Here is a 25721-nt window from a genome sequence, read left to right as displayed (position 1 = left end):
CAGCCGGCCGGTGAGGGTTTTGTCCTCGTCGACCGGGCCTGCATGATGGCTGACCGGCGCCGCGTCAGGGGCGCCGGTCAGCCACCGCCGATCCCGGAGACCTGGACGTGCCCAGCAAGAAGGCCCTCATCCGCCGCCCCAGCCCGCGCCTCGCCGAAGGTCTGGTGACGCACCTCGAGCGGCAGAAGGTGGACACGGGGCTCGCCCTGGAGCAGTGGGAGGCGTACGCCGAGGCGCTGCGCACCCACGGCTGGGAGACCATCGAGGTCGATCCTGCCGACGACTGCCCGGACTCCGTGTTCGTCGAGGACACGGTCGTCCTGTACAAGAACGTCGCCCTGATCGCGCGGCCCGGCGCCGAGTCCCGGCGCGCGGAGACCGCCGGCGTCGAGGAGGCCGTGGCCCGTCTGGGCTGCTCGGTGAACTGGATCTGGGAGCCGGGCACACTGGACGGCGGCGACGTGCTGAAGGTCGGCGACACGATCTACGTCGGCCGCGGCGGTCGTACGAACGCGGCCGGCGTACAGCAGGTGCGGGAGGCCTTCGAACCGCTGGGCGCGCGGGTCGTGGCCGTACCGGTGAGCAAGGTGCTGCACCTGAAGTCGGCCGTCACCGCGCTGCCCGACGGCACGGTGGTCGGCCACATCCCGAAGGTGGACCGGCCGTCGCTGTTCCCGCGTTTCCTGTCGGTGCCCGAGGAGGCCGGCGCCCACGTGGTGCTGCTGGGCGGCCCCAAGGTGCTGATGGCGGCGAGCGCGCCGAAGACGGCCGAGCTGCTGGCCGACCTCGGGTACGAGCCCGTCGTGGTCGACATCGGCGAGTTCGAGAAGCTCGAGGGCTGTGTGACATGCCTCTCGGTGCGCCTGCGGGAGCTGTACGCCTGACCGGGCGGCCCCCTCGCCGTTTCCAGCCCCGGGACCTGCGGATCCCGGGGCTGTCGCGCATACCCGGACACGGTCTTTCGAAGGCCCCTGGACGTGGGCTGATCAGGGGTCTTTACAACACTCTTAACCTACGGCTTCGTAACCTACGGGTTCGTAGCCTACGATCCCGTAAGTTCCGGCATCGCCTGCCGGACGGTTTCCGCATTGCATCACGTCCCCTGGAGTACCCGTGACGATCACTTCCCCGCACCTCGGCAGCCCCTCCGTCTGGACCGACGCCCGGCTGCTGTACGCCCTGGAGGAAGTGGTCGAGAAGGAACTGAACCGGCATCTGCAGGTCGCCAAGGACTGGATGCCCCACGAGTACGTGCCGTGGAGCGACGGCCGCAACTTCCCCGGCTTCTTCGAGGACGGCGAGGCCTGGGACAAGGAGCAGTCGAAGGTCACCGAGGTCGGCCGGATCGCGCTGGTGGTGAACCTGCTGACGGAGGACAACCTCCCCAGCTACCACCACGAGATCGCCACCCTCTTCGGCCGCGACGGCGCCTGGGGCACCTGGGTGCACCGCTGGACGGCGGAGGAGGGCCGGCACGGCATCGTGATGCGCGACTACCTGCTCGCCTCGCGCGCGGTGGACCCGGACAAGCTGGAGCAGTTCCGCATGTCCCACATGAGCGAGGGCTTCGAGTCGGACAACCGGCACTCGATGCTGCACTCGGTCGCCTACGTCGCCTTCCAGGAGCTCGCGACCCGCATCTCGCACCGCAACACCGGCCACCAGTCGGGTGACCCGGTCTGCGACCGCATGCTGGCGCGCATCGCGACCGACGAGAACCTGCACATGGTCTTCTACCGCAACCTGCTCAAGGCGGCCTTCGAGCTCGCCCCCGACCTGACCATGCAGGCGGTGCGGGACGTCGTCGTGAACTTCCGCATGCCCGGCCACGGCATCCCCGGATTCGAGCGGGCCGCGGCGCAGATGGCGATCGGCGAGGTCTACAACCTGCGCATCCACCACGACGACGTCCTCCAGCCCGTCCTGCGCCACCTGAAGGTCATGGAGATCGACGGCCTCGGCGCCGAGGGGCGGCAGGCGCAGGAGGAACTCGGGCTGTTCATGGGCGGCCTGGACGCGGAGGCCCTGAAGTTCGACGAGAAGCTGGCGACCCGCAAGGCGCGGATGGCGGCGCGCGCCGCCGGCTGACCCCCACTCGAAGACGGTCCACGACGGCCCGCCCGGGGAACCGATGTCCCGGTGCGGGCCGTTCGCGACCCGCGGCAGCATGCCGCCACGCACTACAGCCACCCGGCCCGGCAGGCGCTCGGTTTCCTGCTCGGTCTGGCCGGCGAGGACGCCGCCGGACGGATCCGGGACCGCATCGGCCTGCCCGCGCCCGAACCGGACAGCCCCGAGGCGACGCGGCGCCGCCCGCACCGCGTGTGGTCGTGGCCCCGGGTGCCCGCCTCCCTGGCGCTGTGGATCCCGGAGGAGGACGACCCGGAGCTGAACGCCGTGGTGTGGCGGTACGTCGGGCTCGACGCCGGCCTGCGCCGGGCCCTCGCCCGGGGGATCCCGTTCGGCCCCGGCCGCACGGAGCCCGTCCCGGTGGACCCCCGGCTGCCCGGCGAGGAACCCGCGATCCCCGAGAGCCACGTCCGCCACGGCCTCGTCGGCGCGCTGCGCGAGGCCCGCTCCCTGGCCGCCGGCCGTGCGGCCGCGTCCACGGTGCTGACTCGGGACGACCGGCGCGCGGTCACCGACGCGGACGCCGGGACGCCGCTGCCCGGCTACGCGCGCTGGGCGCTGTCCGTACGCCCCGACTGCCCGCCCGCGCTGCGCGCCCGGTTGGGCTCGCACCCCCGGTTCGGCTCGCACCCCCGGTTCGTGCACCGGGTGCGCCGGGCGGGCGTGCTGGACGGCCCGGCCGAGTACGCGACGGACCACGGGTCCGCCGTACGCGTCCTGGAGGTGCTGGCGGTGGGTCACCTCGTGTTCCCGGCGCGGGTCGGTGCGGCGGAGGAGGCCTTGCGACCTGCTCGGGCCGGTGCTCAGGGCGCGGCGGGCGGTGGTGTCGGCGGCGCAGTCGGGGCACAGCCGGTGGTAGAAGGCGTCGACCTGTCGATAGGGCGACTTGCAGACGTAGCAGGTGCGCGGCCGGCGGAACACACCGGAGCTGCCGGCGCCGGTCAGCGGCGCGTCCTCGCGCCGGTCCGGGGCGCCGGTCGCGGTGGCGGCCATCGCGGCGGCGTCCGCGGCCGACGTCCGCGCGTCGCGCGCCTTGCGCCGCCGCAGCCGCCCGTCGCGCGCGAAGGACACGGCGACCTGCTCGGCCCTGAGCCGCACGGGATCGTCGACGGGCAGGGCGCGCAGCTTGCCCACGAGGTCGTGGAAAGCGGCGATGTCCGCCGCGCAGAGCGGGACTTGGGGCCGGCGCCGCGGTCCACCCCGGATCCGGTTCGGCCACCGGTTGCGCCCCCGCGCTCGTCCTGGTGATGTCCTCGCCCATCCGCACCCGCCCCGACCTGCCCCGCCTGCCCCGCACCGCGCTCGCCGTGCCGTGGTCCCGACCGGATACCAACCGGATTCCAACCGGCGTATCCGCCCTGAGAAGGCGGCGAGTCTGCCTCTGCTCCACGGGACCGCAGACGCGTCCGAACGGCCGGATTCAACCGGCGTGATCCGCCTTGGCAGGGCAACGCGCCTGCCTCCGCGCCACGTCCGGACGCGCCCCCGGATCCTCACCGCACCCCCGCGATGCGGTCGCCCGGATACGCGGCCTCAGCGCGACGAACGCCGCAGCTGCAACCGTTCCTTCTCGGACAGGCCGCCCCACACGCCGAACCGCTCGTCGTTGGCCAGGGCGTACTCGAGGCAGGCGGAGCGCATCTCGCACATGCCGCAGATGCGCTTGGCCTCCCGCACCGAACTGCCCGGCTCGGGGAAGAAGAAGTCCGCCCCGGTCTGCGCGCACAGCGCCTCCCGCTGCCAGGTCAGGTCGGGCGTGGGAATCGTGTCGGTGTACATGGCGAGAAGCCTGCCGCGCGGCGAAAAACGTTCGATCAACGCCGGATATACGCGGCACCGCAGGCCTCCGGCCGCCCTGATGGTGCCCCCGCCGGGGGCCGTGGCGCACGGCGGCGCGCGGGGACGACGAGAGGAACGTCGGGGACGGCCGGAACGGCGGGAGGGCGAGCACGACGGGACGGCGGGAGGGCGGGAGGGCGGTACCGCGGCAAGGGGAGCGAAGGGATCGCCCCTTCCGCCGACCGCCGCGCCCCGGCAGCGATTGTCAGTGGGCGGTGCGAGACTCGGCAGTGCACAGGCGGGACTCCGACGAGGAGGGCGAAGATGCTCACCACCCGTTTCGTCAACGGCGCTCCGAACTGGATCGACGTCGGCACCACCGACATCGGCCGCGCCTCCACCTTCTACGGCGCCCTCTTCGGCTGGCGGTTCGAGTCGGCGGGGCCCGACGCCGGCGGGTACGGCTTCTTCCAGCTGGACGGGAGGATCGCGGCCGGCGGTATGCAGACCACGCCTGAGCAGGGCCCGCCGTCGTGGACGGTGTACTTCCGGTCGCCGGACGCGGAGGCCACGTGCAAGGCGGCCGAGCAGGCGCACGGCAGAGTCCTGTTCCCGCCCATGGAGGTGATGGGCCGGGGCACGATGGCGCTCCTCGCCGATCCGGCGGGGGCCCCGTTCGGCCTCTGGCAGCCCGGGCGGACCCAGGGCGTGGACGTGGCGGGCGAGCCGGGCTCGCTGTGCTGGGTCGAGCTGTACACGCCGGACGAAGCGGCGGCCGCCGCCTTCTACCGGGCCACCCTGGGCCTGGAGACCTCGGCCGTCACCTTCCCGGGCGGCACCTACACCTGCGTCAACCCGGCGGGCGCCGGGGAGGACGCCGCGTTCGGCGGGGTGGTGCCCCCGGCCGACGATCCCACGGAGGCCGGCTCGGGGGCGTACTGGCTGCCGTACTTCGAGGTCACCGACGTGGACGCGGTGGTCGCGCGGGCGGAGGAGCTGGGCGGCACGGTGCGGCTCGCCGCCACGGACGTCGAGGGCGTCGGCCGGATCGCCCGTCTCGCCGACCCGGACGGGGCACGCTTCGCGGTGATCAGGAGCGCGCCGCAGCAGACGTGAGACGGCGGCCGCCGCCGGGCCTGGGACGGAGTGCCCGGGACGAGCGGTCGGCGGGAGCGGTCGGTCAGGCCGAGGCGCGGCGCACCAGCGTGGTCGGCAGGACGACACCGGACGGTGAGCCGTCGGGGGCGTCGTCCGGTGCGGCGTGCGGCGTGCGGCGGTCGAGGCCGCGCAGCAGGAGGCGGGTCATGATCCGGCCCATCTCCTCGATGTCCTGACGGACCGTCGTCAGCGGCGGGTCGGTCTGTTCGGCGACGGGCAGCATGTCGTCGAAGCCCACCACGGCGACGTCCTCGGGGACGCGCCGGCCTCGTTCGCGCAGGACGCGCAGGGCGCCCGAGGCGGTGAGGTCGTTGGCGGCGAAGACGGCGTCGACGTCGGGGCAGCGGTCGAGGAGTTCCCGCATGGCCCGCTCACCGCCACCGGGGGTGAAGTCGCTCTCCACCACCAGCCGCGGATCGGCGTCGCCCATCACGTCCCGGAACCCCTCGAGCCGGTCCGCCGCGGAGGTCTGGTCGAGGGGCCCGGTGAGGTGCGCGACGCGGCCGCGGCCCAGGCCGACCAGGTGGCGTACGGCCTCGCGGGCGCCGCCGCGGTTGTCGCTGTCGACGTACACGACGTCGCGCGTGCCGTCGCTCCAGCCGGGGCGGCCACCGAACACCGTCGGCACTCCGGCGCCCTGGATCAGGCCGGGCAGCGGGTCGTCGAGGTGCAGCGAGAAGACGAGGGCGCCGTCGACATGGCCGCCGGCGAGGTAGCGGGCGACCCGGGCGTGGTCGTCGCGGCCCTCGGTCAGCAGCAGCACGAGCTGATTGTCATGAGCCGTCAACTCCTTGCTGATGCCGCGGAGCTGGAGCCCGAAAAAGGGGTCGGCGAAGACGCGGGTCTCCGGTTCGGCGATGACGACGGCGACGGCGTCGTGTCGTTTCGTCACCAGGCTGCGGGCCGCCTGGTTGGGGACGTACCCGAGTTCCTCCACGGCCCGCCGGACGCGCTCGACGAGCGGCTCCCTGACGCCGTCCCCACCGTTGACGACCCGCGAGACGGTGGCCCGGGAGACCCCGGCCCGCGCGGCCACGGCCTCCAGCGTGGGACGCGGCGCTGTCTTGCTCACTGCGGGGCTCCTCCTCGGTGGGTGCCGATCAGGATAGCTCCGGGCCGAGCAGGGACGAGAGCGCTCTCGCCGACGGCGAGAGGCTTGCGCCCGGGAGCTCCCTCGGCGAAGATCACGGCATGACCATGAGAAAGGCTCATGCCGAGTAGACGCCCCGAGGCGCGGCTCGCGCCCTACGCCCGACTGCCGCGCACCTATCGCGATCTGCACATCAGACACAGCACGATCGACGTGTACGGACGTGCTCACTGGCTCCTCACCCAGCACCCGGTCGACTCGCGGCGCAGGGATCCGTACGACGCCGTGGTGGTGACCGTCGAGGACGGCTCCGCGTACGCGACCGAGCTGAGCGCCGTACTGCCGGGGTGCCGTCTGCTGGAGGCCCTGCCGGACGGCGGTTTCGTGCTCGCGGCCGGCCGCTCGGCCCGGGACGAGGAGCACGTCCAGGTCTTCGACGCGCTGGGCCGCTCCACCTGGACGTTCCGGGTGGGAGACGGCATCAGCCACTTCCTGGCCGACGAGGCGGGTGACCTCTGGGTCGGCTACTTCGACGAGGGCATCTACGGCGGAGACGAGTTGAGCGTGCCCGGCCTGCGCCGCTGGAGCAGTACGGGCGAACCGCTGTGGGCCTTTCGGCGCCTCCCGGAGATGGACGACGGCATCGACGACTGCTATGCCCTGAACGTGTCCGGCCGAGTGGCCTGGGCCTGCCACTATCCCCGCTTCCCGCTTCTGGAGATCCACGCCGACCAGCGGGTACGGGTGTGGAGGAACCCGGTCAGGAGTCCGTCCGCACTCGCCGTGCACGGAGACCGGGTGGTGTTCCTCAACCACCTCCTCGTCGACTGCCGTCTCACGGACGGCACCGTCGAGGTCGTGGCCGAGGGGCCGCTGCGCCGGGCGGACGGCGGGGCACTCGGCCGGCGCCGGGTCGTCAGCCGGGGCCCCCGCCTGTACGTCCAGGAAAAGCCCTTCACCGACTGGGCCGTGTACGACATCGGCTGACCACCGGCCGGCCTCGTGCCAGGGCGTGCCGACGGGCGCGTACGCGGAGCGGGGGGCGGTCCGTGCGCCCGGAGTCGTCGCCGCGCAGGATCTCGGCGAGGGGTGGCGCCGGCGGTCGGCGCGCGGGCCGGCCGCTGCCGGCGCGCCTGTGGCGAGGGCGAGTCAGCGGTCGTCGGCGACGGGGTGCACCGCCATCAGCAGGTCTCGGGCGAGTTCCTGCCGGCTGCCCAGGATCCCTCAGTGCTCGTGCGTCACGGGGTTCTTGGCAGCCCCGGAGGCCTGGCCGGCCCGGGAGCTGCCAAGGGCCCCGGAGGTGCCGGCGCCCCGGGAGCTGCCGACGGTGTCGGCGGTCCCGGAGGTGTCGGCCGTCCCGTGCGACTCGTGCGGTCCGTGCGGCTCGTATCCCGGAATCGTGCCGTCCGGCTTCTTCACCAGGAACAGCCCCACCATCCCCATGTCGGAGTGGCTCTGCACATGGCAGTGGTACATCCACGCGCCGGCGCCCACCCCCTCCCCCGCGATCACCTGGAAGCCGAAGGAGTCGGCCGGGCCGACGATCTTGTTGTCGATGACCTGACTGGGGTCGTCGGGGCCGGTGAGCATGCCGGTGCGGTTGTCGGCCCAACGGTGTCCGTGCAGGTGGAAGGTGTGGTAGTACTCGCCGTGCGTGATCATGACGAACTCGACGCGGTCACCGACCGTGGCTTCGAAGTCGGGCCCGGAGTGGGCCGGCCTGTTGTTGATCGTCATGTCGTTGAAGACGATCGTGTGGGTCGCGTCGGGCAGGACGTCGCCCTTCCGGCGGACGATCACCGGTCCGTAGAGGCCCTTGCGGATGCCGCCCGTGCCGTGTTCCGTGCCGACGACGTGGTCGTGGTAGTGCCAGTAGCCGGCGCTGCCCGCGCGCCAGGTGCCGTCCGCGCGGCGGCCGGGGGCGTGGGTGCGCCAGGTGTAGGTGCGGGTGCCGCCGGGTTCGACGTCGCTGTGGTTCAGCTTCGTCCCGTCGCTGGAGATCTCGTAGTCCAGGCCGTGGACGTGCAGGCTCGCCGCCACGTCCAGGGTGTTCTCGAACTCGATGTGGGCGGTGTCGCCCTCGGTGAGTTCGATCAGCGGTCCCGGGATCGAGGCCCTGCCCTTCTCGAAGCCGTAGCCCACCTGCCCGTCGGGGAGCTTCTCGGCATACAGCTTCAGGTGTCTCACCACGCCCCCGGCAGGGGCCGTTCGCGCCGGTCCGCCGACGCCGGCGGCCTGGGACGCCAGGGACAACGAGGTCGCGACCGTCGCGCCGCCCAGCAGCATCCGCCGGTTGAAACTGCGTCTGTCCATGCGGAACTCCCCACCCTGGTAAGGAACTTGCGGAGACGTACCTGTGATGAACCTGTGAGACGGTACCGGTCGTTCCGCCGTTCATCCACACCCAGGACAAAGTTCGTGCCATCGCGGTCATAGGTATTGGCGAGTCGTGCAAAGGGGTCTAGCTTCCTTGGCGCTGTCGCTGTGACCGAGGAGGTGCCCATGCGCTTACCAGGGTGGAGCACAACGAGCACGGGAAACGAGGGAAGCAGGAGCCACGCGGGGACCGCGAGAAGGACGAGAAGCCGGCGGACGCCGAGCAGACGGGGCTGGGTGGCCGGTGTGGCCGTCGGGGCCGTCGCCGCCGGACTGCTGTCGGGGCCGGACGCGAGCGCGCGTCCGGCCCCGGAACCGTCTCCGACAACGATGTCCGTGAAGTCGCCGCCGGGCGGCGCCGACGTCCGGGTGCTCGTCTTCCACGGGTCGGCGGCGGCCGGGGAGGAGTCGCCGGTCGTCAACGCCGGGATCGCGGCGATCGAACGGATCGGCCTGTCCGGCCCCGCGGAGCAACGCTTCGAGATCGAGGCCACGGACGACGCCTCCGTCTTCACCAGCGAGGCCCGGCTGGGGACTTACCACACCGTCGTCTTCCTGACCGGCGGTGGGGACGTCCTCGAGCCGGAGCAGGAGGCGGGCCTGGAGGCGTACATGGAGGCGGGCGGCGGCTTCGTCGGCATCCATGACGCGGCCCGCGCGGAGCCGTACTCCGACTGGTTCACCGGCCTGATCGGCGCCCGCCCCGCCGCCTCCGGCCCGACGACCGTGCAGCGGGCCACCGTCGAGGTCGGCGACCGGCGGCATCCGGCCACCAAGGATCTGCCGGTCGAGTGGAAACGCCCCGACCGGTGGCCGAACTGGGTGCGCAACCCGTCCGGCACGGTGCACACCGTCGCGCGGGTGCGGGAGACGACGTACCAGCCGGGGGCGAGCGCCAACGGCTGGGACCACCCGATCAGCTGGTGCCGTGACTACGACGGCGGCCGCTCCTTCTACACGGGCATGGGCGGCACGGTGTCGTCGTACGACGAGACGGACTTCCGTACGCATCTGCGGGGCGCGCTGCTGTGGACCACCCGGCTGGTGCGGGCCGACTGCAAGGCGACCATCACGGGCCACTACCGGGCGGAGCGCCTCACCCAGCCGAACCAGCCGGGGCAGAACGACCAGATCGGCGAGCCGCACGGCCTGGTCACCGCCCCCGACGGCCGCGTCCTCTACATCGGCCGCGGGGGCGCCGACTCCTCGCAGCCGGTGATCACCGACTGGAACAACCCGGACGTCGGCAAGGGCAGGGGCCAGATCCACGTCTACGACCCGAGGACCCGAAAGGTCACCCTGGCGGGCGAGGTGACGGTCTTCGGCAACAAGGGCGGCGGCGACGAGCTGATCAAGGTGGAGGAGGGCCTCCTCGGTATCGAGCTCGACCCGCGCTTCGAGCAGAACGGCTGGGTGTACCTGCACTACACACCCCACGCGCAGGTCAACCGCGAGACCCGGACGGCCGAGCGGCGTGTCTCCCGCTTCACCCTCGACCCCGCCACGAACAGGCTGGACCTGGGCAGCGAGAAGGTGCTGCTGCGGTGGCCGGTGCAGGTGCACAGCTGCTGCCACGCGGGGGGCGGGATGGCCTGGGACTCGAAGGGCAACCTGTACATCGCGACCGGCGACAACAACTCCAGCGGCTTCAGCGGCGGTTACTCGGGCAACAACCCCCAGCCGGCCTTCCGGGGCGTCGGCTTCGCCGACGCGCGCCGCACCGCCGGCAACACCAACAACCTCAACGGCAAGATCCTGCGCATCCACCCGGAGCCCGACGGGACGTACACCCTCCCGGCGGGGAATCTCTTCACGGGCCGGGAGACCGACGAGGGCGGCGGCAAGACGCGCGGCGAGATCTACGTGATGGGCGTGCGCAACCCGGCGCGCATCTTCGTCGACCGGACGACCGACATCCTGTACGCGGGGTGGGTCGGCCCGGACGCGAGCGAGCCGTCGCCGACCTGGGGCCCCGCGAAGTACGACACGTTCGCCGTCATCACCGAGGCGGGCAACCGGGGCTGGCCGTACTGCATGGGCAACAAGCAGCCCTACCGGGACCGCAACCTGCCGGATCCCTCGCAGCCGCTGGGCTGGTACGACTGCGACCACCCGAGGAACGAGTCCCCGCACAACGACGGCCTGGTGAACCTGCCGCCGGTGACGGGCAACAACATCTGGTACTCGCCCCAGGGCGGCGCCCCCGACTACCCGCGTGACGCCGGCGGCGTCCCCTCGTACAAAACGCAGGAGGCCACCTACCGGCTTCCGTGGCTCAAGGGCGGCGGGCAGGCCGCGATGAACGGGCCGGTCTACCGCTACGACGCCGCGAGCGCCAGCACCGCGAAGTGGCCCGCGTACTGGGACGGCAAGTGGTTCGTCGGCGACTTCTACGACGCCGGCCAGCCGCGCAACGCGGTGCTGATGAACCCCGCGACCCAGGGGAACGGCGGCCTGCCCGTCCACTCGGAGTCGCTGAAGGGGATCGTGCCGGTCGGCAACGACGGCATCAAGAACCTCATGGACTGGAAGTTCGGTCCGGACGGCGCCCTGTACGTCCTCGACTACGGCCGCGGCTTCTTCACCTCCGACGCCAAGTCGGCGCTGTGGCGCATCACTTACACGGGCGGCGCCGAGACACCGGCCGCCGGCCGGCTGGTGGGGGGCAACCGGTGACGAGCCACATGACGACGAGCCGAACGATGCCGCAACGACGAGCCCTCGGAGCCCTGTTGGCGGCGCTGCTCGTGCTGCTCGGCCTGCAGGCGGCGCCGGCGGCCGGACGGACCGAACCCTCCGGCCGGGCCGCCGCGCAGGTGCTCACCTGGACGGCCGGCGACGACATCACGAAGTACACCTCGGCGCCCGCGACGGCGGTGGCGGGAGCGGCGACGATCGTCTTCGAGAACAGCGCGGCGACCGGCAACACCACCGGGATGCCGCACACGTTGACGTTCGTGACCTCCGATCCCGAGTTCAACGGCGACGTCCAGCTCAACATCCTCGCCAACCCGGCCGACGACCGGGGCGGCCGCCACACCGCCGAGGTCACGCTCACCCCGGGCCGCTACTTCTACCACTGCACGATCCCCGGCCACGGGCAGATGCAGGGCATCCTCGTGGTCACCGAGGGCGGCGGCGGGGACACGACACCGCCGAAGACGTCGGCGACGGTGAGCGGGGCGCAGAACGCCCAGGGTGAGTACGTGGGGTCGGCGAGCGTCGCGATCGGGGCGACGGACGACGCAGGCGGGTCGGGGGTGGACAGGATCCAGTATGCGGTCGGCGAGGCGGGCGCCTGGATCCCGTACACCGCGCCGGTCGTCGTCGACCAGCTCGGCCGCCACAGGATCCGCCACCGGGCGTTCGACAGGGCCGGCAACGTCTCGGCGGAGAAGAGCGTCGAGTTCACCGTGGTCGCGCCGCCGACGGACGACACCGCACCGCCGGAGACGTCGGCGACGGTCAGCGGGGAGCAGAACGCCGACGGGGCGTACGTGGACATGGCCACGGTCACCGTGACCGCGTCCGACATGCAGTCGGGCGTCGACCGTATCCAGTACGCGGTCGCCCCCACGGCCGACTGGATACCGTATACCGCCCCCGTGATGGTCCACCGGCCCGGCACCCACACCGTCCGCTACCGCGCCACCGACAAGGCGGGCAACGTCTCCGCCGAGAAGACCGTCACCTTCACGGTCGTCGCCGCTCCCCCGCGGGACACCACTCCCCCGGTGACGGGTGTGACCGTCGACGGCACCCGCGACTCCTCCGGCGCGTACGTCGGCAGTGCGCGGGTGACCGTCAGCGCGACGGACCACGGCGGTTCGGGGGTGGCCGGCATCGAGTACTCGCTCGACGGCGGGCCGTACCTGGCGTACGGCGCTCCCGTGGTCGTCGACCGGGTCGGTACGCACACCGTGGCCTACCGGGCGAGCGACAGGGCGGGCAACACCTCGGCGGCGCTCAGCGTGATGTTCGGCGTGGTGGCCGGCGGTGGGGTGCCCGCGCCGCACTGCCCCGAGTGGGACGAGCGGTTGACGGTGATCGTCGGCACGGTCGACACGGGCGTGCCGAACCGGGTGACCGACAACCGGTGCCGGATCAACGAGTTGATCGAGGACGAGAAGGAGTGGACGTCCCACGCGCTCTTCCTCAAGCATGTGAGGACCGTCCTGGACCGGCTGTTCAGGGAGGGGGTCCTCGACGATCGGGAGCACGACGCCGTCCTGGAGGCGGCCCGCGCGTCCGGTATCGGCAGGCCGGGGCAGACGGAGGGCTACCGCACGATCCTCGACGGCAGCGCGGAGTCCTTCGCGCGGTGGGAGCAGGCCGGCGGCGGCTCGTTCGCCCTGAACGCCGACGGGTCGATCACCTCGGGCACGACGAGGCCCGGCCTGGGCATGCTGTGGTTCCCGCAGCGTACGTACGGCGACTTCTCGCTCAGGCTCCAGTGGCGTGACGACGCTCCCGGCACGGGCAACGCCAACTCCGGGGTGTTCGTGCGCTTCCCGTGGGTCCACGGTCATCCCGAGGAGCCGCGTCCGGAGTGGGCCGCCATCAAGTACGGGCACGAGGTGCAGGTGCTGGACCGTCCGGACGGCGACCAGTACAAGACGGGCTCGGTCTACGGCTTCGACCGGGTGGGGCTCGCCGGTGCCGGTGTGACGCAGAAGGGCACCTGGAACGACTACGAGATCCGCGTGGTCGGCCAGCACTACTCGGTGTACCGCAACGGCGTGCTGATCAACGAGTTCGACAACGTCGGCGGCCTGGCCTTCGCCCCGCCGCGCGCCGACGACCCGGGGACGGACGGGCGGCGGTTCGCCTCCGGCTACATCGGGCTCCAGGTGCACGGCACGACGGACGTGGTGTCGTACCGCGACATCCGGATCAAGGAGCTGTAGGCGGCGCCTTCCTGGCCCGGCTCGGCTGTACCCGCCTGGGTTCGCCCGGCATCTTCGGATACTCGGGCGGGTACGGCAGATCGCCGAGTCCGTGGTCGTGTTCGTCCTTGGTGGCCAGTTCCAGCAGCGCTTCCAGGGAGTAGGCGTGGTCGTCCATGTCGGCGTGCACGTCGCCGAGTCCGGCGTAGCGGGCGGGCATGGACGCGATGTCGAAGTCGCGGGGGCGGGCCTGGCCGACCTCCTCCCAGCGCAGGGGGGCGGAGACGGGGGCGTGCGGCCAGGGCCGTACGGAGTAGGCGGAGGCGATGGTGCGGTCCCGCGCCGTCTGGTTGTAGTCCAGGAAGATGCGGCGTCCGCGTTCCTCCTTCCACCACTTGATCGTCACCCGGTCCGGCATGCGGCGTTCCATCTCCCGGCCGACGGCGATGGCGGCGCGCCGGACCTGGGTGAAGGTCCAGCGCGGCTCGATCGGCACGAAGACGTGCAGGCCGCGGCCGCCGGAGGTCTTGGGCCAGCCGCGCAGGCCGCCGAACTCGTCGAGGACGGCGCGCAGTTCGTGGGCGGCGCGGACGGCGTCGTCGTAGTCGGTGCCGGGCTGCGGGTCGAGGTCGATGCGGAGTTCGTCGGGGTGGTCGACGTCGGTGCGGCGGACCGGCCAGGGGTGGAAGGTGAGGGTGCCGTACTGGGCGGCCCACAGGACGGCGGCCTCCTCGGTGGGGCACATCTCGTCGGCGGTGCGGCCGCTGGGGAAGGTGATGTGGGCGGTGGGGATCCAGTCGGGCATGCTCTTCGGGGCCCGTTTCTGGAAGAAGGACTCGCCGCCCACGCCGTCCGGGTAGCGCTCGAGGGTGGTGGGGCGGTCGCGCAGGGCGCGCAGGATGCCGGGGGCGACCGCCTGGTAGTACCGGGCGAGGTCCAGCTTGGTGAATCCGCGCTCCGGGAAGAAGACCTTGTCCGGGCTGGACAGCCGCACGGTCCGGCCGCCCGCCTCCAGTTCCACCGCATCCGCCATGCGAGCCACGGTAGGCGCACCTCTCACAGCTCGCACACCGGGGCGTTCCTCGCATTGCGGGCATTGTGGGCGCAGAATCGGACCATGGATCTGCCGGTGATGCCGCCCGTGAAGCCGATGCTCGCCAAGTCCGTGACGGTGATCCCGCCGGGCATGCAGTACGAGGCGAAGTGGGACGGGTTCCGGGCGATCGTGTTCCGTGACGGGATGGACGTCGAGCTGGGCAGCCGCACGGGCAAGCCGCTGACCAGGTACTTTCCCGAGCTGGTGCGGGCGCTCGGGGAGCGGGTGCCGGAGCGGTGCGTGCTGGACGGGGAGATCGTGATCGCGCGGGAGGGGCGGCTGGACTTCGACGCGCTGACCGAGCGCATCCACCCGGCGGACTCCCGGGTGCGCACGCTCGCCGAGCGGACCCCGGCGTCCTTCGTCGCCTTCGACCTGCTGGCGCTGGCCGACGAGTCGCTGCTCGACGTGCCGCTGAGCGACCGGCGGGCGCTGCTGGCCAGGGCGCTGGCCGGGGTGACGCCGCCCGTGCACCTGGCCCCGGCGACCACGGAGGTCGAGGTGGCGCGGCAGTGGTTCGAGGAGTACGAGGGGGCGGGCCTGGACGGTGTGATCGCCAAGCCGCTGACGCTGCCCTACCTCCAGGACGAGCGGGCCATGTTCAAGGTCAAGCACGAGCGCACGGCGGACGTGGTCGTGGCCGGCTACCGGCTGCACAAGAGCGGTCCGGTGGTCGGCTCGCTGCTGCTGGGCCTGTACGACGACCGGGGCGCCCTCCAGCACGTGGGCGTGTCCGCCGCGTTCTCCATGAGGCGCCGGGCGGAACTGGTCGAGGAGCTGGAGCCGCTGCGCATGGAGGACGCGGAGGGTCATCCCTGGGCTGCCTGGTCGGACGAGGCCGCGCACGAGACGGCCCGGCTGCCCGGCGCGCCGAGCCGCTGGTCGGGCAAGAAGGACCTCTCCTGGGTGCCGCTCAGGCCGGAGCGGGTGGCGGAGGTCGCGTACGACCACATGGAGAACGGGGCGCGCTTCCGGCACACCGCCCGCTTCCGCCGCTGGCGCCCGGACCGCGATCCGGAGAGCTGCACGTACGCGCAGCTGGAGGAGCCGGTGCGCTACGACCTCGCGGAGATTCTCGGCAGCCCGCCCCGGACGCCACCGGCGGGGTCCGGCGCCTGATCGCCTGACTCACGGCGTCATGAGGATCTTCACCGCTCCGTCCCGCTTCTGCTGGAACATCTCGTAGGCCTTCGGCGCCTGCGACAGCGGCAGCCGGTGGGTGGCGAAGTCGTCGACGCCGAGGGGGTCCTCGTCGGTGAGGTACGGCATGATGTCGTCGCTCCAGCGGCGTACGTTGGCCTGGCCCATCCGGATCTGCAGCTGCTTGTCGAACATGGTGAGCATGGGCAGCGGGTCGGCCATGCCGCCGTAGACGCCGACCAGGGACAGGGTGCCACCACGGCGTACCAGCTCGATGGCGGTGTGCAGGGCGGCGAGCCGGTCGATGCTGAAGCGCTCCGCGAGGGGGCCGCCGATCTTGCGGGGCAGCAGGGCGGAGGCGTTCTGCACGAGGCGGGCGGCGGCGCTGCCGTGGGCCTCGGTGCCGACGGCGTCGATCACGGCGTCGGGGCCGCGGCCGTCGGTCTCGTCGCGGATCGCGGCGACCAGTTCCTTCTCGCTGTCGAAGCTGCGCAGGTCGTACGTCTCCACACCCCGCGCGCGGGCCCGGCGCAGCCGGTCGCCGACCAGGTCCACGCCGAACACCCGCCCGGCGCCGCGCACCTGGGCGACCCGGCAGGCCATGTCGCCGATGGGGCCGAGGCCGAGCACGGCGACGCTGCCGCCCTCGGGGATGTCGGCGTAGGAGACCGCCTGCCAGGCGGTGGGCAGGACGTCGGAGAGGTAGACGAAGCGGTCGTCGGGCGGGCCCTCCGGGACCTGGATGGGGCCGAACTGGGCCTGCGGGATGCGCAGGTACTCGGCCTGGCCGCCGGGCACCGCGCCGTACAGGCGGGTGTAGCCGAACAGGGCGGCGCCCATGCCCTCGCCATGGACCTGGGTGGTCTCGCACTGCGTGGGCAGGGCGTTCAGGCACATCCAGCAGCCGCCGCAGGCGATCTGGAACGGCACCACGACCCGGTCGCCGGCCTTCAGGTCGGGCACCCCGGGGCCGACCTCCTCGACGATGCCCATGGCTTCGTGGCCGATGATGTCGCCCGGGGTCATGAACGGGGTGAGCACCTCGTAGAGGTGCAGGTCGGAACCGCACAGTCCGGTGGACGTGACGCGGATGACGGCGTCCGTCGGTTCCTGGATCGCCGGGTCCGGCACGGTCTCCACCCGCACGTCCCGCTTCCCCTGCCAGGTCACTGCCTTCATCGTGCCGCGCTCCCTCCACCGAGTTCGGGGGTCCCGCCGTGTCGGGGGGCCGGGCCCTGGGTTACGCCCGGGTACCCGACGACCCGGTTGCGAACCGCGCTTCCCACCCGATCCGGACCGATCACCCCATCCTGCGCGAACGATCGAAACCGATCAGCTATGGCCATCAAAGAGCGGATAAGCGCACAATCAAGGCACGGAACGGGGTGGTGGCGATGGACCTGGCGACGACGGACGCGCCGACCGCGCAGGCGCGCGCGGACCCGGACGCGGACCCGGACGTGGCTGCGGACGTGGCTGCGACAAGGACGGACCCGCCGACGGCGGACGCGACGACGACAGACGCGGCGTCAGCAGGCGGGGCGTCAGCAGCCGCGGCGTCAGCAGGCGGTACGTCGGCGAACGCAGGGAAGACGGACGCGCCGACGGCACACGCGACGAGTACAGACGCACCCGCACCGACGCAGGACGCGACGACGCAGGACGCGACGACGGCGGACGCGAGACGCACGGCGCGCCGCGGAACCCGCCGCGGAACGCGCCGCAGACCCCGCCCCGGACGCACCCCGGCGACCGTCCTGGCCACGGCGCTCGCCACGGTCGCGGTCTCTCTGGCGGCGGGCTGCACCACGGGAGGCGGACCGGCCGACGACGGGCGTCCCCCGGTCCGCGAGCCGGCCCGCAGTGGCGTCGTCAGTCCGGCCGCCGCCCGCCCGGTGCTCGCCGTGAAGATCGACAACGCCGCCGCCGCCCGGCCGCACACCGGCCTGAACGCCGCGGACGTCGTCTACGTCGAGCAGGTCGAGGGCGGTCTGAGCCGGCTGATGGCGGTGTACGCGACGAAGCTGCCGAAGGCCGTCGGGCCGGTGCGCAGCGCCCGTGAGTCCGACCTGGAGCTGCTGCGCCAGTTCGACCGGCCGGTGCTGGCCTTCTCCGGGGCGCAGGGCAAGCTGCTGCCGCTGATCGACAGGGCGCCGCTGGAGGCGGTCGCGCCCGGCGAGGTGCAGGGCGCCTACTACCGGGGACCGGGCCGGCCCGCGCCCCACAACCTCTATCTGCGCCCCGAGCGGCTCCTGCCCGCCGCGCCGGGCGCGGCCGCGCTGACCACCGGCTTCGACCACGGGGCCGCGCCCGCCGGAGGCACGGCGCAGGCCTCGCGGACCGTGCGTTACCCGGCGGTCCGCTTCACCTTCACCTGGTCCGAGGACCGGCAGCGCTGGCTGGTGTCGACGGACGGCCGGGCGACGGTCACCACCGACGCGGGGCCGGTGGCACCGGCGACGGTGGTCGTGCAGTACGTCAGGGTGCGGCCGTCGGCCTTCCGGGACTTCCTCGGCAACAACACGCCGTACACCGAGACGGTGGGCTCGGGCAGGGCGGAGGTGCTGCGCGACGGGCGCGCCCACGACGTGACCTGGAAGCGGGCCGCGGCCACGGACGGCACGCAGTTCACGACCCGGGACGGCAAGCGCGTCGCCTTCGCCGAGGGCCAGGTGTGGGTGGTGTTCGTGAAGGCGTGAGGCGGGCCGGGAGGCGCCGGGGGCGGTCAGGCGGGGGTGGTGCCGGGGACGGTCAGGAGGGGGTGGTGACGGGTTCCGCCGGGTTGCGCAGCCCCTCGGCCGCGTCCGCGACCCGCCGGATCAGGTCGAAGAACACGGTCTGCTCCTCGGCGGAGAGCGGGGCCAGGAAGACCTGGTTCATCCGGGCCGTGCGCACGGACAGCTTGCGGTGGGTGCGCAGCCCCTCGTCGGTGAGGCGCAGCAGGAAACGGCGGCCGTCCTGTGGGTCGCGGACCTTGTCGAGCAGTCCGCGCCGGCCCAGCCGGCTGATCACCTCGGCGATGGTGGAGCGGTCGAGCCCGACCCGCTCGCCCACGGTGCGCTGGTCGAGGCCGGGTTCGGCGACGAGCGCGTTCAGGACCGCGAACTGCGGTGAGGTGATCTCCTCGGAGACCATCGTGTTCCACAGCAGGTAGTGCGCCTGCTGCAGCCGCCGGGCCAGGTGCCCGGGGTGGGTGGTGAGATCCACCGCGGCCATGCGTGCTCCCGAGGTCGTATTCGTTGGTGCACTGAACAATACTCGCAGCCGCTACGACTGTCTTGAGGTCGCCGTGTGAGCTGACCTCGCCTTTCTCCAAGACCTTGACGCCCGGTCCCTCCGGTGGCAGCGTGAGGGACACCTCGCTGAAATAATCAGTGCCCTGACTAATCACCGGCCCTTGGCCGCGTCGGGCGCTCGGACGGGATGGGGCTTCACGGATGGACAAGGTGGTCGCCACGGCCCTGCGGGCCGTGGCCGATGTGCCGGACGGCGCGTCGCTCGCGGTGGGCGGCTTCGGGTTGAGCGGTGTGCCGAACGTACTGATCCAGGCGCTGTACGAGCGCGGGACCGGCGGGCTGAGCGTCGTCTCCAACAACTGCGGGGCCATGGAGTCGGGGCTGGCGGTGCTGCTGTCAGCGGGCCGGATCGCCCGGGTGACCGGCTCCTACATCGGGGCCAACAAGGAGTTCGCCCGCCAGTACCTGGCCGGCGAGCTGGAGGTCGAGATGATCCCGCAGGGCACGCTGGCCGAGCGGCTGCGGGCCGGCGGCGCCGGCATCCCCGCCTTCTACACCCCGGCCGGTGTGGGCACCCAGGTCGCCGACGGCGGACTGCCCTGGCGCTACGACGGCTCCGGCGGTGTGGCGCTGGCCTCGCCGCCGAAGGAGGTGCGCGAGTTCGACGGCACCGAGTACGTGCTGGAGCGCGGCATCCGCACCGACTTCGCGCTGGTCAGGGCGGCGAAGGGCGACCGGCACGGCAACCTGGTCTTCAACAGGTCCGCCCGGAACTTCAACCCCCTGGCCGCCATGGCGGGCCGGGTGACCATCGCCGAGGTGGAGGAACTGGTGGAGCCCGGCGAGATCGAGCCGGACGCCGTGCACCTGCCGGGGATCTTCGTCCAGCGGGTGGTGGCGCTCACGCCGGAGCAGGCCGCCGACAAGCGGATCGAACGGCGCACGGTGTCCGCGCCTGCGGCGCGAGGGACGGAGAGCTAGTCATGGCGTGGACGCGGGAAGAGATGGCCGCGCGGGCCGCTCGCGAGCTGCACGACGGTCAGTACGTCAATCTGGGCATCGGTCTGCCGACGCTGATCCCGAACTACCTGCCGCCGGGCGTCGAGGTGGTCCTCGAGTCGGAGAACGGCATCCTCGGCACCGGCCCCTACCCCACCGAGGACGAGGTCGACCCGGATCTGATCAACGCCGGCAAGGAGACCGTGACGGTCCTGCCGGGCGCCTCCTTCTTCGACTCCTCCCTGTCCTTCTCGATGATCCGGGGCGGGCACATCGACGTCGCCGTGCTCGGCGCGATGCAGGTGTCCGAGCGGGGTGACCTGGCCAACTGGGCGATCCCCGGCAAAATGATCACTGGGATCGGCGGGGCGATGGACCTGGTCCACGGCGCCCGTACGGTCATCGTCGTCATGACGCACACCGCCAAGGACGGCAACCCGAAGATCCTCACCGAGTGCGCGCTGCCGCTCACCGGCAGAAGCTGTGTGAACCGGATCATCACCGACCTCGGCGTCCTCGAGGTCACCCCCGACGGCCTGGTCCTCGTCGAGACCGCGCCCGGTGTGGGCGTCGACGAGATCACCGCCAGGACCGACGCCAAACTGATCGTCGCGGACCACCTGAAGTGAGGAACCCGGAATGAAGGACGTCTACATCGTCGACGCCGTCCGCACACCGATCGGCCGGTACAACGGCGCTCTGGCGAGCGTGCGCCCGGACGACCTGGCCGCCCACGCCATCCGCGAACTCCTCGCCCGCACACCGCAGCTGGACCCCTCGCGGATCGAGGACGTGTACGTCGGCAACGCCAACGGCGCCGGCGAGGAGAACCGCAACGTCGGCCGTATGGCCGCGCTCCTGGCGGGCCTGCCGACCTCCGTGCCGGGCGTGACCGTGAACCGGCTGTGCGCCTCGGGCCTGGAGGCCGTGATCCAGGCCGCCCGGGCCATCGCCGTCGGGGACGCGTCGATCGCCGTGGCGGGCGGCGTGGAGTCGATGACCCGCGCACCCTACGTCCTGCCCAAGAGCGACAGGCCGTTCCCGGCGGGGCACGCGGAGCTGTACTCGACCACCCTGGGCTGGCGGATGGTCAATCCGAGGATGGACCCGCAGTGGACCGTCCCGCTCGGCGAGTCCGCCGAACTCATCGCCGAGAAGCACAAGATCGGCCGCGAGCAGCAGGACGAGTTCGCGCTCGCCTCCCACCGCAAGGCGGCCGAGGCGCGGGCCGGGGGCCGGTTCGACGCCGAGCTGGCGCCGGTGTCGATCCCGCGGCGCAAGGGCGACCCGGTGGTCCTCGCCGCCGACGAGAGCGTACGGCCCGACGCGTCACTGGCCGCGATGGCCGGGCTGAAGCCCTCCTTCCGCACGGAGAACGGCACGGTGACGGCCGGAAACGCCTCGCCCCTCAACGACGGCGCGGCGGCCCTGCTGCTGGTCGACGAGGAGGGCCTGAGGGCCACCGGCCGCGAACCGCTCGCCCGGGTGTCCGCCACCGGGGTGTCGGCGACCGACCCGCACTACTTCGGGCTCGCCCCCGTCGAGGCGGTCAACCGCGCCCTCGCCAAGGCGGGCAGGGGATTCGGCGATCTGTCGGTGCTGGAGCTGAACGAGGCCTTCGCCGCCCAGGTGCTGGGCTGTGTGGCCGAGTGGCCCGAGTTCGACCCCGCGATCCTCAACCCGCAGGGCGGAGCGATCGCCCTCGGCCACCCGCTCGGCGCCTCCGGTGCCCGCCTCGCCGGTACGGTCGCCCACCAACTCGCCCGCCGCGGCGGCGGAACCGGCGTCGCCACCCTCTGCATCGGCGTGGGCCAGGGCCTCGCCCTCGTTCTCGAACGCTAGGAACCCCCATGACTCTCACCCAAGCGGACATCGACCTGGAGATCGCGGCCGAGCACGCCGCCTACGAGAAGCGGATCGCCGACGGCGCCCCCGTCGAGCACCACCCGCGCCGCGACTACGGGCCCTACCGCTCCTCCGTGCTGCGCCACCCGAAGCAGCCGCCGGTCGCGATCGACGTCAGCAAGGACCCGGAGCTGGTGGAGCTCGCCTCCCCCGCCTTCGGCGAGCGCGACATCACCGAGATCGACAACGACCTCACCCGGCAGCACCACGGCGAGCCGATCGGCGAGCGCATCACCGTCTCCGGCCGGCTGCTGGACCGCGACGGCCGCCCGGTCCGCGGCCAGCTGATCGAGATCTGGCAGGCCAACTCGGCGGGCCGGTACGCCCACCAGCGCGAGCAGCACGACGCCCCGCTGGACCCGAACTTCACCGGCGTCGGCCGCACCCTCACGGACGACAACGGCCACTACCGCTTCACCACCATCCAGCCGGGCCCCTACCCGTGGCGCCAGCACGTGAACGCCTGGCGGCCGGCCCACATCCACTTCTCGCTGTTCGGTACGGCGTTCACCCAGCGGCTGGTGACGCAGATGTACTTCCCGAGCGACCCGCTGTTCCCGTACGACCCGATCATCCAGTCGGTGACGGACGACGCCGCCCGGCAGCGTCTGGTGGCGACGTACGACCACAGCCTGTCGGTGCCGGAGTTCTCGATGGGCTACCACTGGGACATCGTGCTCGACGGGCCGCACGCCACCTGGATCGAAGAGGGACGCTGACCTGCCATGACGAAGATCGACACAAGCCGTCCGGAGACCGTGCTGCCCACGCCGTCGCACACGGTCGGCCCCTTCTACGGCCACGCCCTGCCGTTCCCCGGCGGCGGCGACATCGCCCCGGCCGGTCACCCGGACACGATCGCCCTGCGCGGATACGTCTACGACGGCGAGGGCAACCCGCTGCCGGACGCGTTCGTGGAGCTGTGGGGCCCGGATCCGGACGGCCGGCTGCCGCGGGTCGACGGCTCCATGCGGCGCGACCCGGCCAGCGGCGGCTTCCTCGGCCGCAACGGGGTGGAGTTCACCGGCTGGGGCCGTGTCCAGACGGACGTCAACGGCCACTGGTCCGCGCGCACGCTGCGCCCCGGCGCGCGCGGGCGGAGCGCCCCCTACCTCAGCGTGTGCGTCTTCGCGCGCGGACTGCTCGTGCACCTGTTCACCCGCATCTACCTCCCGGAGGACACGACCGCGCTGGCCGCGGACCCGCTGCTGTCCCGGCTCGACGAGGCGCGCCGCGCCACGCTGGTCGCCACGGCCGACGAGCTGGGCACCTACCGTTTCGACATCCGCCTTCAGGGCGAAGGCGAAACGGTCTTCCTGGAGTTCCAGTGACACCTGTGCCCCCCGACGTCCCGTCCGGCGCCGGTCTGCTCGCCCCCGGGTGGACCGGCTCCCCCGCCGCCTCCGCGACCGGCGACGGCGCCTTCCTGCGGGCGCTGCTGGACGCGGAGGCCGCGCTGACCCGCGCCCAGGAGTCCCTGGGGCTGGCCCCGCCGGGGGCCGGGGCGGCGGTGACGGCAGCCGCCCGCGGCGCCTTCGACGTGCGGTCCCTCGCCGAGCGCGCCCGGGGCGGCGGGAACCCGGTGATCCCGCTGGTCGCGGACCTCACCGAGGCGGTCGGCGGGCAGTACGGGCCGTACGTCCACCGGGGCGCGACCAGCCAGGACATCATGGACACGGCCACCATGCTGGTCGCGGTGCGCACCCTGGACCTGGTCCTGGCCGACCTCGGCCGCAGCGGGCAGGCGCTGGCGCGGCTCGCCGCCGAGCACCGGGACACGCCGATGCCGGGGCGCACGCTCACCCAGCACGCCGTACCGACGTCCTTCGGGCTGAAGGCGGCCGGATGGCGGTCGCTGGTGCTGGACGCGCGGGACCGGGTGACGGCCGTACGCGACGGCCTGCCCGCACAACTCGGCGGAGCGGCGGGCACGCTGGCCGCCTTCACCGCGTACGGCGCCGAGGACGCGACCGCGCTGCCCGCCGCCTACGCCCGTGAACTCGGCCTGCGGGCCCCCCGCTTGCCGTGGCACACCCTGCGGACGCCGATCGCCGATCTCGCCGGATGCCTGGCCTTCACGGCCGGCGCGCTGGGCAAGCTCGCGGCCGACGTCCTCACCCTCGCCCGGACCGAGATCGCCGAGGTCGCGGAGGGCAGCGGGGGCGGTTCCTCGGCCATGCCGCACAAGGCGAACCCGGTGCGGTCCACGCTGATCGCGGCCGCCGCCCGGCGCGCCCCGCAGCTCGCGGCCACGCTGTACGGGTCGCTGGCCGCCGAGGACGAGCGGCCCGCCGGTGCCTGGCACGCCGAGTGGGAGCCGCTGCGGGACCTGCTGCGGCTGGTCGGCGGGGCCGCCCGGGACGCCGCCGAGCTGTCGGAGGGGCTGCGGGTGCACCCGGACGCCATGCGCGCGCACCTCGGCCTCACCCACGGGCTGATCGTCTCCGAGCGGCTGTCCGCCGGGCTGTCGGCCGTGCTCGGCCGCGCCCGCGCCCGGGAACTCCTCACCCGGCTGGCACCGCGCACCTACGCCGAGGGCCGCCCCCTCGCCGAACTCCTCGCCGAGGAACCGAAGTTGCAGGACGTCGATCTCGGCGACCTCACCGACCCCGCCCGTTACACCGGCTCCGCCGGAGCCCTCACCGACCGTGCGCTGGAGCGACGTTGACCGAGAAACTGCTCAACCACCGCGCCGAGGGGCCCGCTTCCGCTCCCCCGCTGCTGCTCGGGCCCTCCCTGGGCACCTCGTACGCCCTGTGGGACAAGGTCGCGCCCGAGCTGTCGATCACGCACCGGGTGGTCCGCTGGGACCTGCCGGGGCACGGCGGTTCCGCCGCCGGTCTGATCGGTCCCGGCGCCACCGTCGGCGATCTGGCCGGCCTGGTGCTGGCCCTCGCCGACTCGCTCGGCCTGGAGCGGTTCGCGTACGCCGGGGTGTCCCTGGGCGGGGCGGTCGGGCTCCACCTCGCGCTGCACCACCCCGAGCGGGTGTCGTCCCTGGCGGTGATCTGCTCGTCGGCCCACTTCAACGGGGCCGGGCCGTGGCGGGAGCGGGCCGCGCTGGTGCGGCGCGAGGGGCTGGCCGGGCTGGCGGAGAGCGCGAACGCCCGCTGGTTCACGCCCGGTTTCACCGTGCCCGAGCTGGTCGCCGACCACCGCGCCGCCGACCCCGGGGCGTACGCCGCCTGCTGCGACGCCCTCGCCGCGTTCGACCTGCGGGAGCGGCTGCCCGAGATCGCCGTGCCGGCCCTGCTGGTCGCCGGCCGCGAGGATCCGGCGACACCGCCCGCGCATCTGCGGGAGATCGCCGACGCGGTGCCGGGCGCCGCGCTGGTCGAGATCCCGGGCGCCTCCCACCTCGCGCCGGCCGAGCGCCCCGAGGCCGTGCTGACCGCGATGCGGGCCCACTTCGACGGAGCCGCCGGCAGGGCCGGGCGGGGCATGGCGGTGCGGCGGCAGGTGCTCGGCGACGCGCACGTGGACCGGGCGCAGGCCCGGCAGACCCCCTTCACCGCCCGCTTCCAGGACTTCATCTCGCGCTACGCCTGGGGGGAGATCTGGACCGACCCGACCCTCAGCCGCCGCGAGCGCAGCATGATCACGCTGACCGCGCTGGTCGCGCACGGCCACTACGACGAGCTGGCCATGCACGTACGGGCGGCCCGGCGCAACGGGCTCTCCCCGGAGGAGATCGGCGCCGTCCTGCTCCAGACGGCCGTGTACTGCGGGGTCCCGGCGGCGAACTCGGCGTTCGCGACGGCCCAGCGGGTACTGGCCGAGGAGGACGAGCCGGGCCTGGGGTGACCCCGCGGGTCGTGCACGCGGTTGGCGCGCCGACTCCTCGGCGCCTGACCCCCGTTCACCCCGACGAGAGGCCGCCCACCGCAGCGGACGCGTCGGGCCCCGGCCGGGCCGCCGCGAGCGGG

At 72.9% G+C, this 25721-nt stretch carries 21 protein-coding genes, 2 tRNA genes and 1 pseudogene; 15 read left to right on the top strand and 9 right to left on the bottom strand.

The genetic code is table 11. The features are described from left to right. Window positions 1–107 precede the first annotated feature (107 nt). A complete protein-coding gene (ddaH, locus tag ACF1A1_RS16735; protein WP_392000515.1) occupies window positions 108–884 on the top strand; it encodes a dimethylargininase in 777 nt (258 codons plus the stop codon). 229 nt (window positions 885–1113) lie between these two features. Continuing rightward, entirely contained in the window at window positions 1114–2088 is a 975-nt protein-coding gene (locus tag ACF1A1_RS16730; protein WP_392000513.1) for an acyl-ACP desaturase, read from the top strand. Between the two features lie 813 nt (window positions 2089–2901). Here ACF1A1_RS16730 and ACF1A1_RS16725 read toward each other — a convergent pair. The 4 genes and pseudogenes from ACF1A1_RS16725 to ACF1A1_RS16710 all read right to left on the bottom strand — a co-directional run. Then, a pseudogene (locus tag ACF1A1_RS16725) lies at window positions 2902–3336 on the bottom strand (short-chain dehydrogenase); the annotation flags it as partial. Between the two features lie 107 nt (window positions 3337–3443). Further along, window positions 3444–3526, bottom strand: a tRNA-Glu gene (locus tag ACF1A1_RS16720). A 9-nt stretch (window positions 3527–3535) separates the two neighbouring features. Then, window positions 3536–3607 (bottom strand) — tRNA-Gly (locus ACF1A1_RS16715). Between the two features lie 56 nt (window positions 3608–3663). Further along, window positions 3664–3909 (bottom strand): WhiB family transcriptional regulator, encoded by a 246-nt coding sequence (locus tag ACF1A1_RS16710; RefSeq protein WP_392000511.1) that lies wholly within the window; start codon window positions 3907–3909, stop codon window positions 3664–3666. Window positions 3910–4233: 324 nt separating this feature from the next. On the opposite strand from ACF1A1_RS16710, the gene ACF1A1_RS16705 reads away from it, so the two are divergent. After that, window positions 4234–5025: a VOC family protein gene (locus ACF1A1_RS16705; RefSeq protein ID WP_392000510.1), complete on the top strand. Its 792-nt coding sequence runs from the start codon at window positions 4234–4236 to the stop codon at window positions 5023–5025. Between the two features lie 64 nt (window positions 5026–5089). Here the strand turns inward: ACF1A1_RS16705 and ACF1A1_RS16700 are convergent, their stop codons facing one another. Then, entirely contained in the window at window positions 5090–6139 is a 1050-nt protein-coding gene (locus ACF1A1_RS16700; RefSeq protein WP_392000508.1) for a LacI family DNA-binding transcriptional regulator, read from the bottom strand. Window positions 6140–6277: 138 nt separating this feature from the next. Here ACF1A1_RS16700 and ACF1A1_RS16695 point away from each other — a divergent pair, with 138 nt between their 5' ends. Further along, entirely contained in the window at window positions 6278–7144 is an 867-nt protein-coding gene (locus ACF1A1_RS16695) for a hypothetical protein (RefSeq protein ID WP_392000507.1), read from the top strand. A gap of 237 nt (window positions 7145–7381) precedes the next feature. Here the strand turns inward: ACF1A1_RS16695 and ACF1A1_RS16690 are convergent, their stop codons facing one another. Further along, complete coding sequence (locus tag ACF1A1_RS16690) at window positions 7382–8470, bottom strand: multicopper oxidase domain-containing protein (RefSeq protein ID WP_392000505.1); 1089 nt, start codon at window positions 8468–8470, stop codon at window positions 7382–7384. A gap of 189 nt (window positions 8471–8659) precedes the next feature. Here ACF1A1_RS16690 and ACF1A1_RS16685 point away from each other — a divergent pair, with 189 nt between their 5' ends. Together ACF1A1_RS16685 and ACF1A1_RS16680 are read left to right on the top strand one after the other, a co-directional pair. Beyond that, a complete protein-coding gene (locus ACF1A1_RS16685; protein WP_392000503.1) occupies window positions 8660–11209 on the top strand; it encodes a ThuA domain-containing protein in 2550 nt (849 codons plus the stop codon). 26 nt (window positions 11210–11235) lie between these two features. Then, window positions 11236–13440, top strand: coding sequence for an OmpL47-type beta-barrel domain-containing protein (locus tag ACF1A1_RS16680; RefSeq protein ID WP_392000501.1), 2205 nt, complete (start codon window positions 11236–11238; stop codon window positions 13438–13440). Here the strand turns inward: ACF1A1_RS16680 and ligD are convergent. Further along, window positions 13427–14452 carry a non-homologous end-joining DNA ligase gene (gene ligD / locus ACF1A1_RS16675; protein WP_392000499.1) on the bottom strand — a complete coding sequence of 342 codons (1026 nt, stop codon included), beginning with the start codon at window positions 14450–14452 and terminating at the stop codon, window positions 13427–13429. The genes ACF1A1_RS16680 and ligD overlap by 14 nt on opposite strands. 84 nt (window positions 14453–14536) lie before the next feature. Between ligD and ACF1A1_RS16670 the strand changes: the two genes are divergently transcribed. Further along, window positions 14537–15634, top strand: a complete 1098-nt coding sequence (locus ACF1A1_RS16670; RefSeq protein WP_392000497.1) for an ATP-dependent DNA ligase — start codon at window positions 14537–14539, stop codon at window positions 15632–15634. A 9-nt stretch (window positions 15635–15643) separates the two neighbouring features. Here ACF1A1_RS16670 and ACF1A1_RS16665 read toward each other — a convergent pair whose 3' ends face one another. Further along, on the bottom strand, window positions 15644–16834 hold the full coding sequence (locus ACF1A1_RS16665) for a zinc-dependent alcohol dehydrogenase (RefSeq protein ID WP_392000495.1): 1191 nt from the start codon (window positions 16832–16834) through the stop codon (window positions 15644–15646). Between the two features lie 578 nt (window positions 16835–17412). Between ACF1A1_RS16665 and ACF1A1_RS16660 the strand changes: the two genes are divergently transcribed. Beyond that, entirely contained in the window at window positions 17413–18354 is a 942-nt protein-coding gene (locus ACF1A1_RS16660; protein ID WP_392000716.1) for a DUF3048 domain-containing protein, read from the top strand. A gap of 52 nt (window positions 18355–18406) precedes the next feature. Here the strand turns inward: ACF1A1_RS16660 and ACF1A1_RS16655 are convergent, their stop codons facing one another. Beyond that, a complete protein-coding gene (locus ACF1A1_RS16655; RefSeq protein ID WP_392000493.1) occupies window positions 18407–18871 on the bottom strand; it encodes a MarR family winged helix-turn-helix transcriptional regulator in 465 nt (154 codons plus the stop codon). 221 nt (window positions 18872–19092) lie between these two features. Here ACF1A1_RS16655 and ACF1A1_RS16650 point away from each other — a divergent pair, with 221 nt between their 5' ends. From ACF1A1_RS16650 to pcaD, 7 genes are read left to right on the top strand one after another with little or no spacing between them, the layout of a single operon-like run. Beyond that, window positions 19093–19872, top strand: coding sequence for a CoA transferase subunit A (locus ACF1A1_RS16650; RefSeq protein ID WP_392000491.1), 780 nt, complete (start codon window positions 19093–19095; stop codon window positions 19870–19872). A gap of 2 nt (window positions 19873–19874) precedes the next feature. Then, window positions 19875–20519 carry a 3-oxoacid CoA-transferase subunit B gene (locus ACF1A1_RS16645; protein WP_392000490.1) on the top strand — a complete coding sequence of 215 codons (645 nt, stop codon included), beginning with the start codon at window positions 19875–19877 and terminating at the stop codon, window positions 20517–20519. 10 nt (window positions 20520–20529) lie between these two features. After that, window positions 20530–21732: a thiolase family protein gene (locus ACF1A1_RS16640; RefSeq protein ID WP_392000488.1), complete on the top strand. Its 1203-nt coding sequence runs from the start codon at window positions 20530–20532 to the stop codon at window positions 21730–21732. Between the two features lie 8 nt (window positions 21733–21740). Continuing rightward, complete coding sequence (gene pcaH / locus ACF1A1_RS16635; protein ID WP_392000487.1) at window positions 21741–22514, top strand: protocatechuate 3,4-dioxygenase subunit beta; 774 nt, start codon at window positions 21741–21743, stop codon at window positions 22512–22514. Between the two features lie 6 nt (window positions 22515–22520). Continuing rightward, a complete protein-coding gene (gene pcaG / locus ACF1A1_RS16630; RefSeq protein WP_392000486.1) occupies window positions 22521–23126 on the top strand; it encodes a protocatechuate 3,4-dioxygenase subunit alpha in 606 nt (201 codons plus the stop codon). Next, the gene (pcaB, locus tag ACF1A1_RS16625) at window positions 23123–24463 is read left to right on the top strand and encodes a 3-carboxy-cis,cis-muconate cycloisomerase (protein WP_392000484.1); all 1341 of its coding nucleotides are present in this window, start codon (window positions 23123–23125) and stop codon (window positions 24461–24463) included. The genes pcaG and pcaB overlap by 4 nt, the downstream gene beginning before the upstream one ends. Next, window positions 24460–25599, top strand: coding sequence for a 3-oxoadipate enol-lactonase (pcaD, locus tag ACF1A1_RS16620; RefSeq protein WP_392000483.1), 1140 nt, complete (start codon window positions 24460–24462; stop codon window positions 25597–25599). Before pcaB ends, pcaD begins: the two co-directional genes overlap by 4 nt. The last annotated feature ends 122 nt before the right edge of the window (window positions 25600–25721 follow it).

The organism is Streptomyces sp. NPDC014995 (assembly GCF_043080745.1).
Lineage (GTDB): Bacteria > Actinomycetota > Actinomycetes > Streptomycetales > Streptomycetaceae > Streptomyces.
The sequence above is the reverse complement of the archived record's forward strand: the minus strand, read 5'-3'. Positions and strand labels throughout refer to the sequence as shown.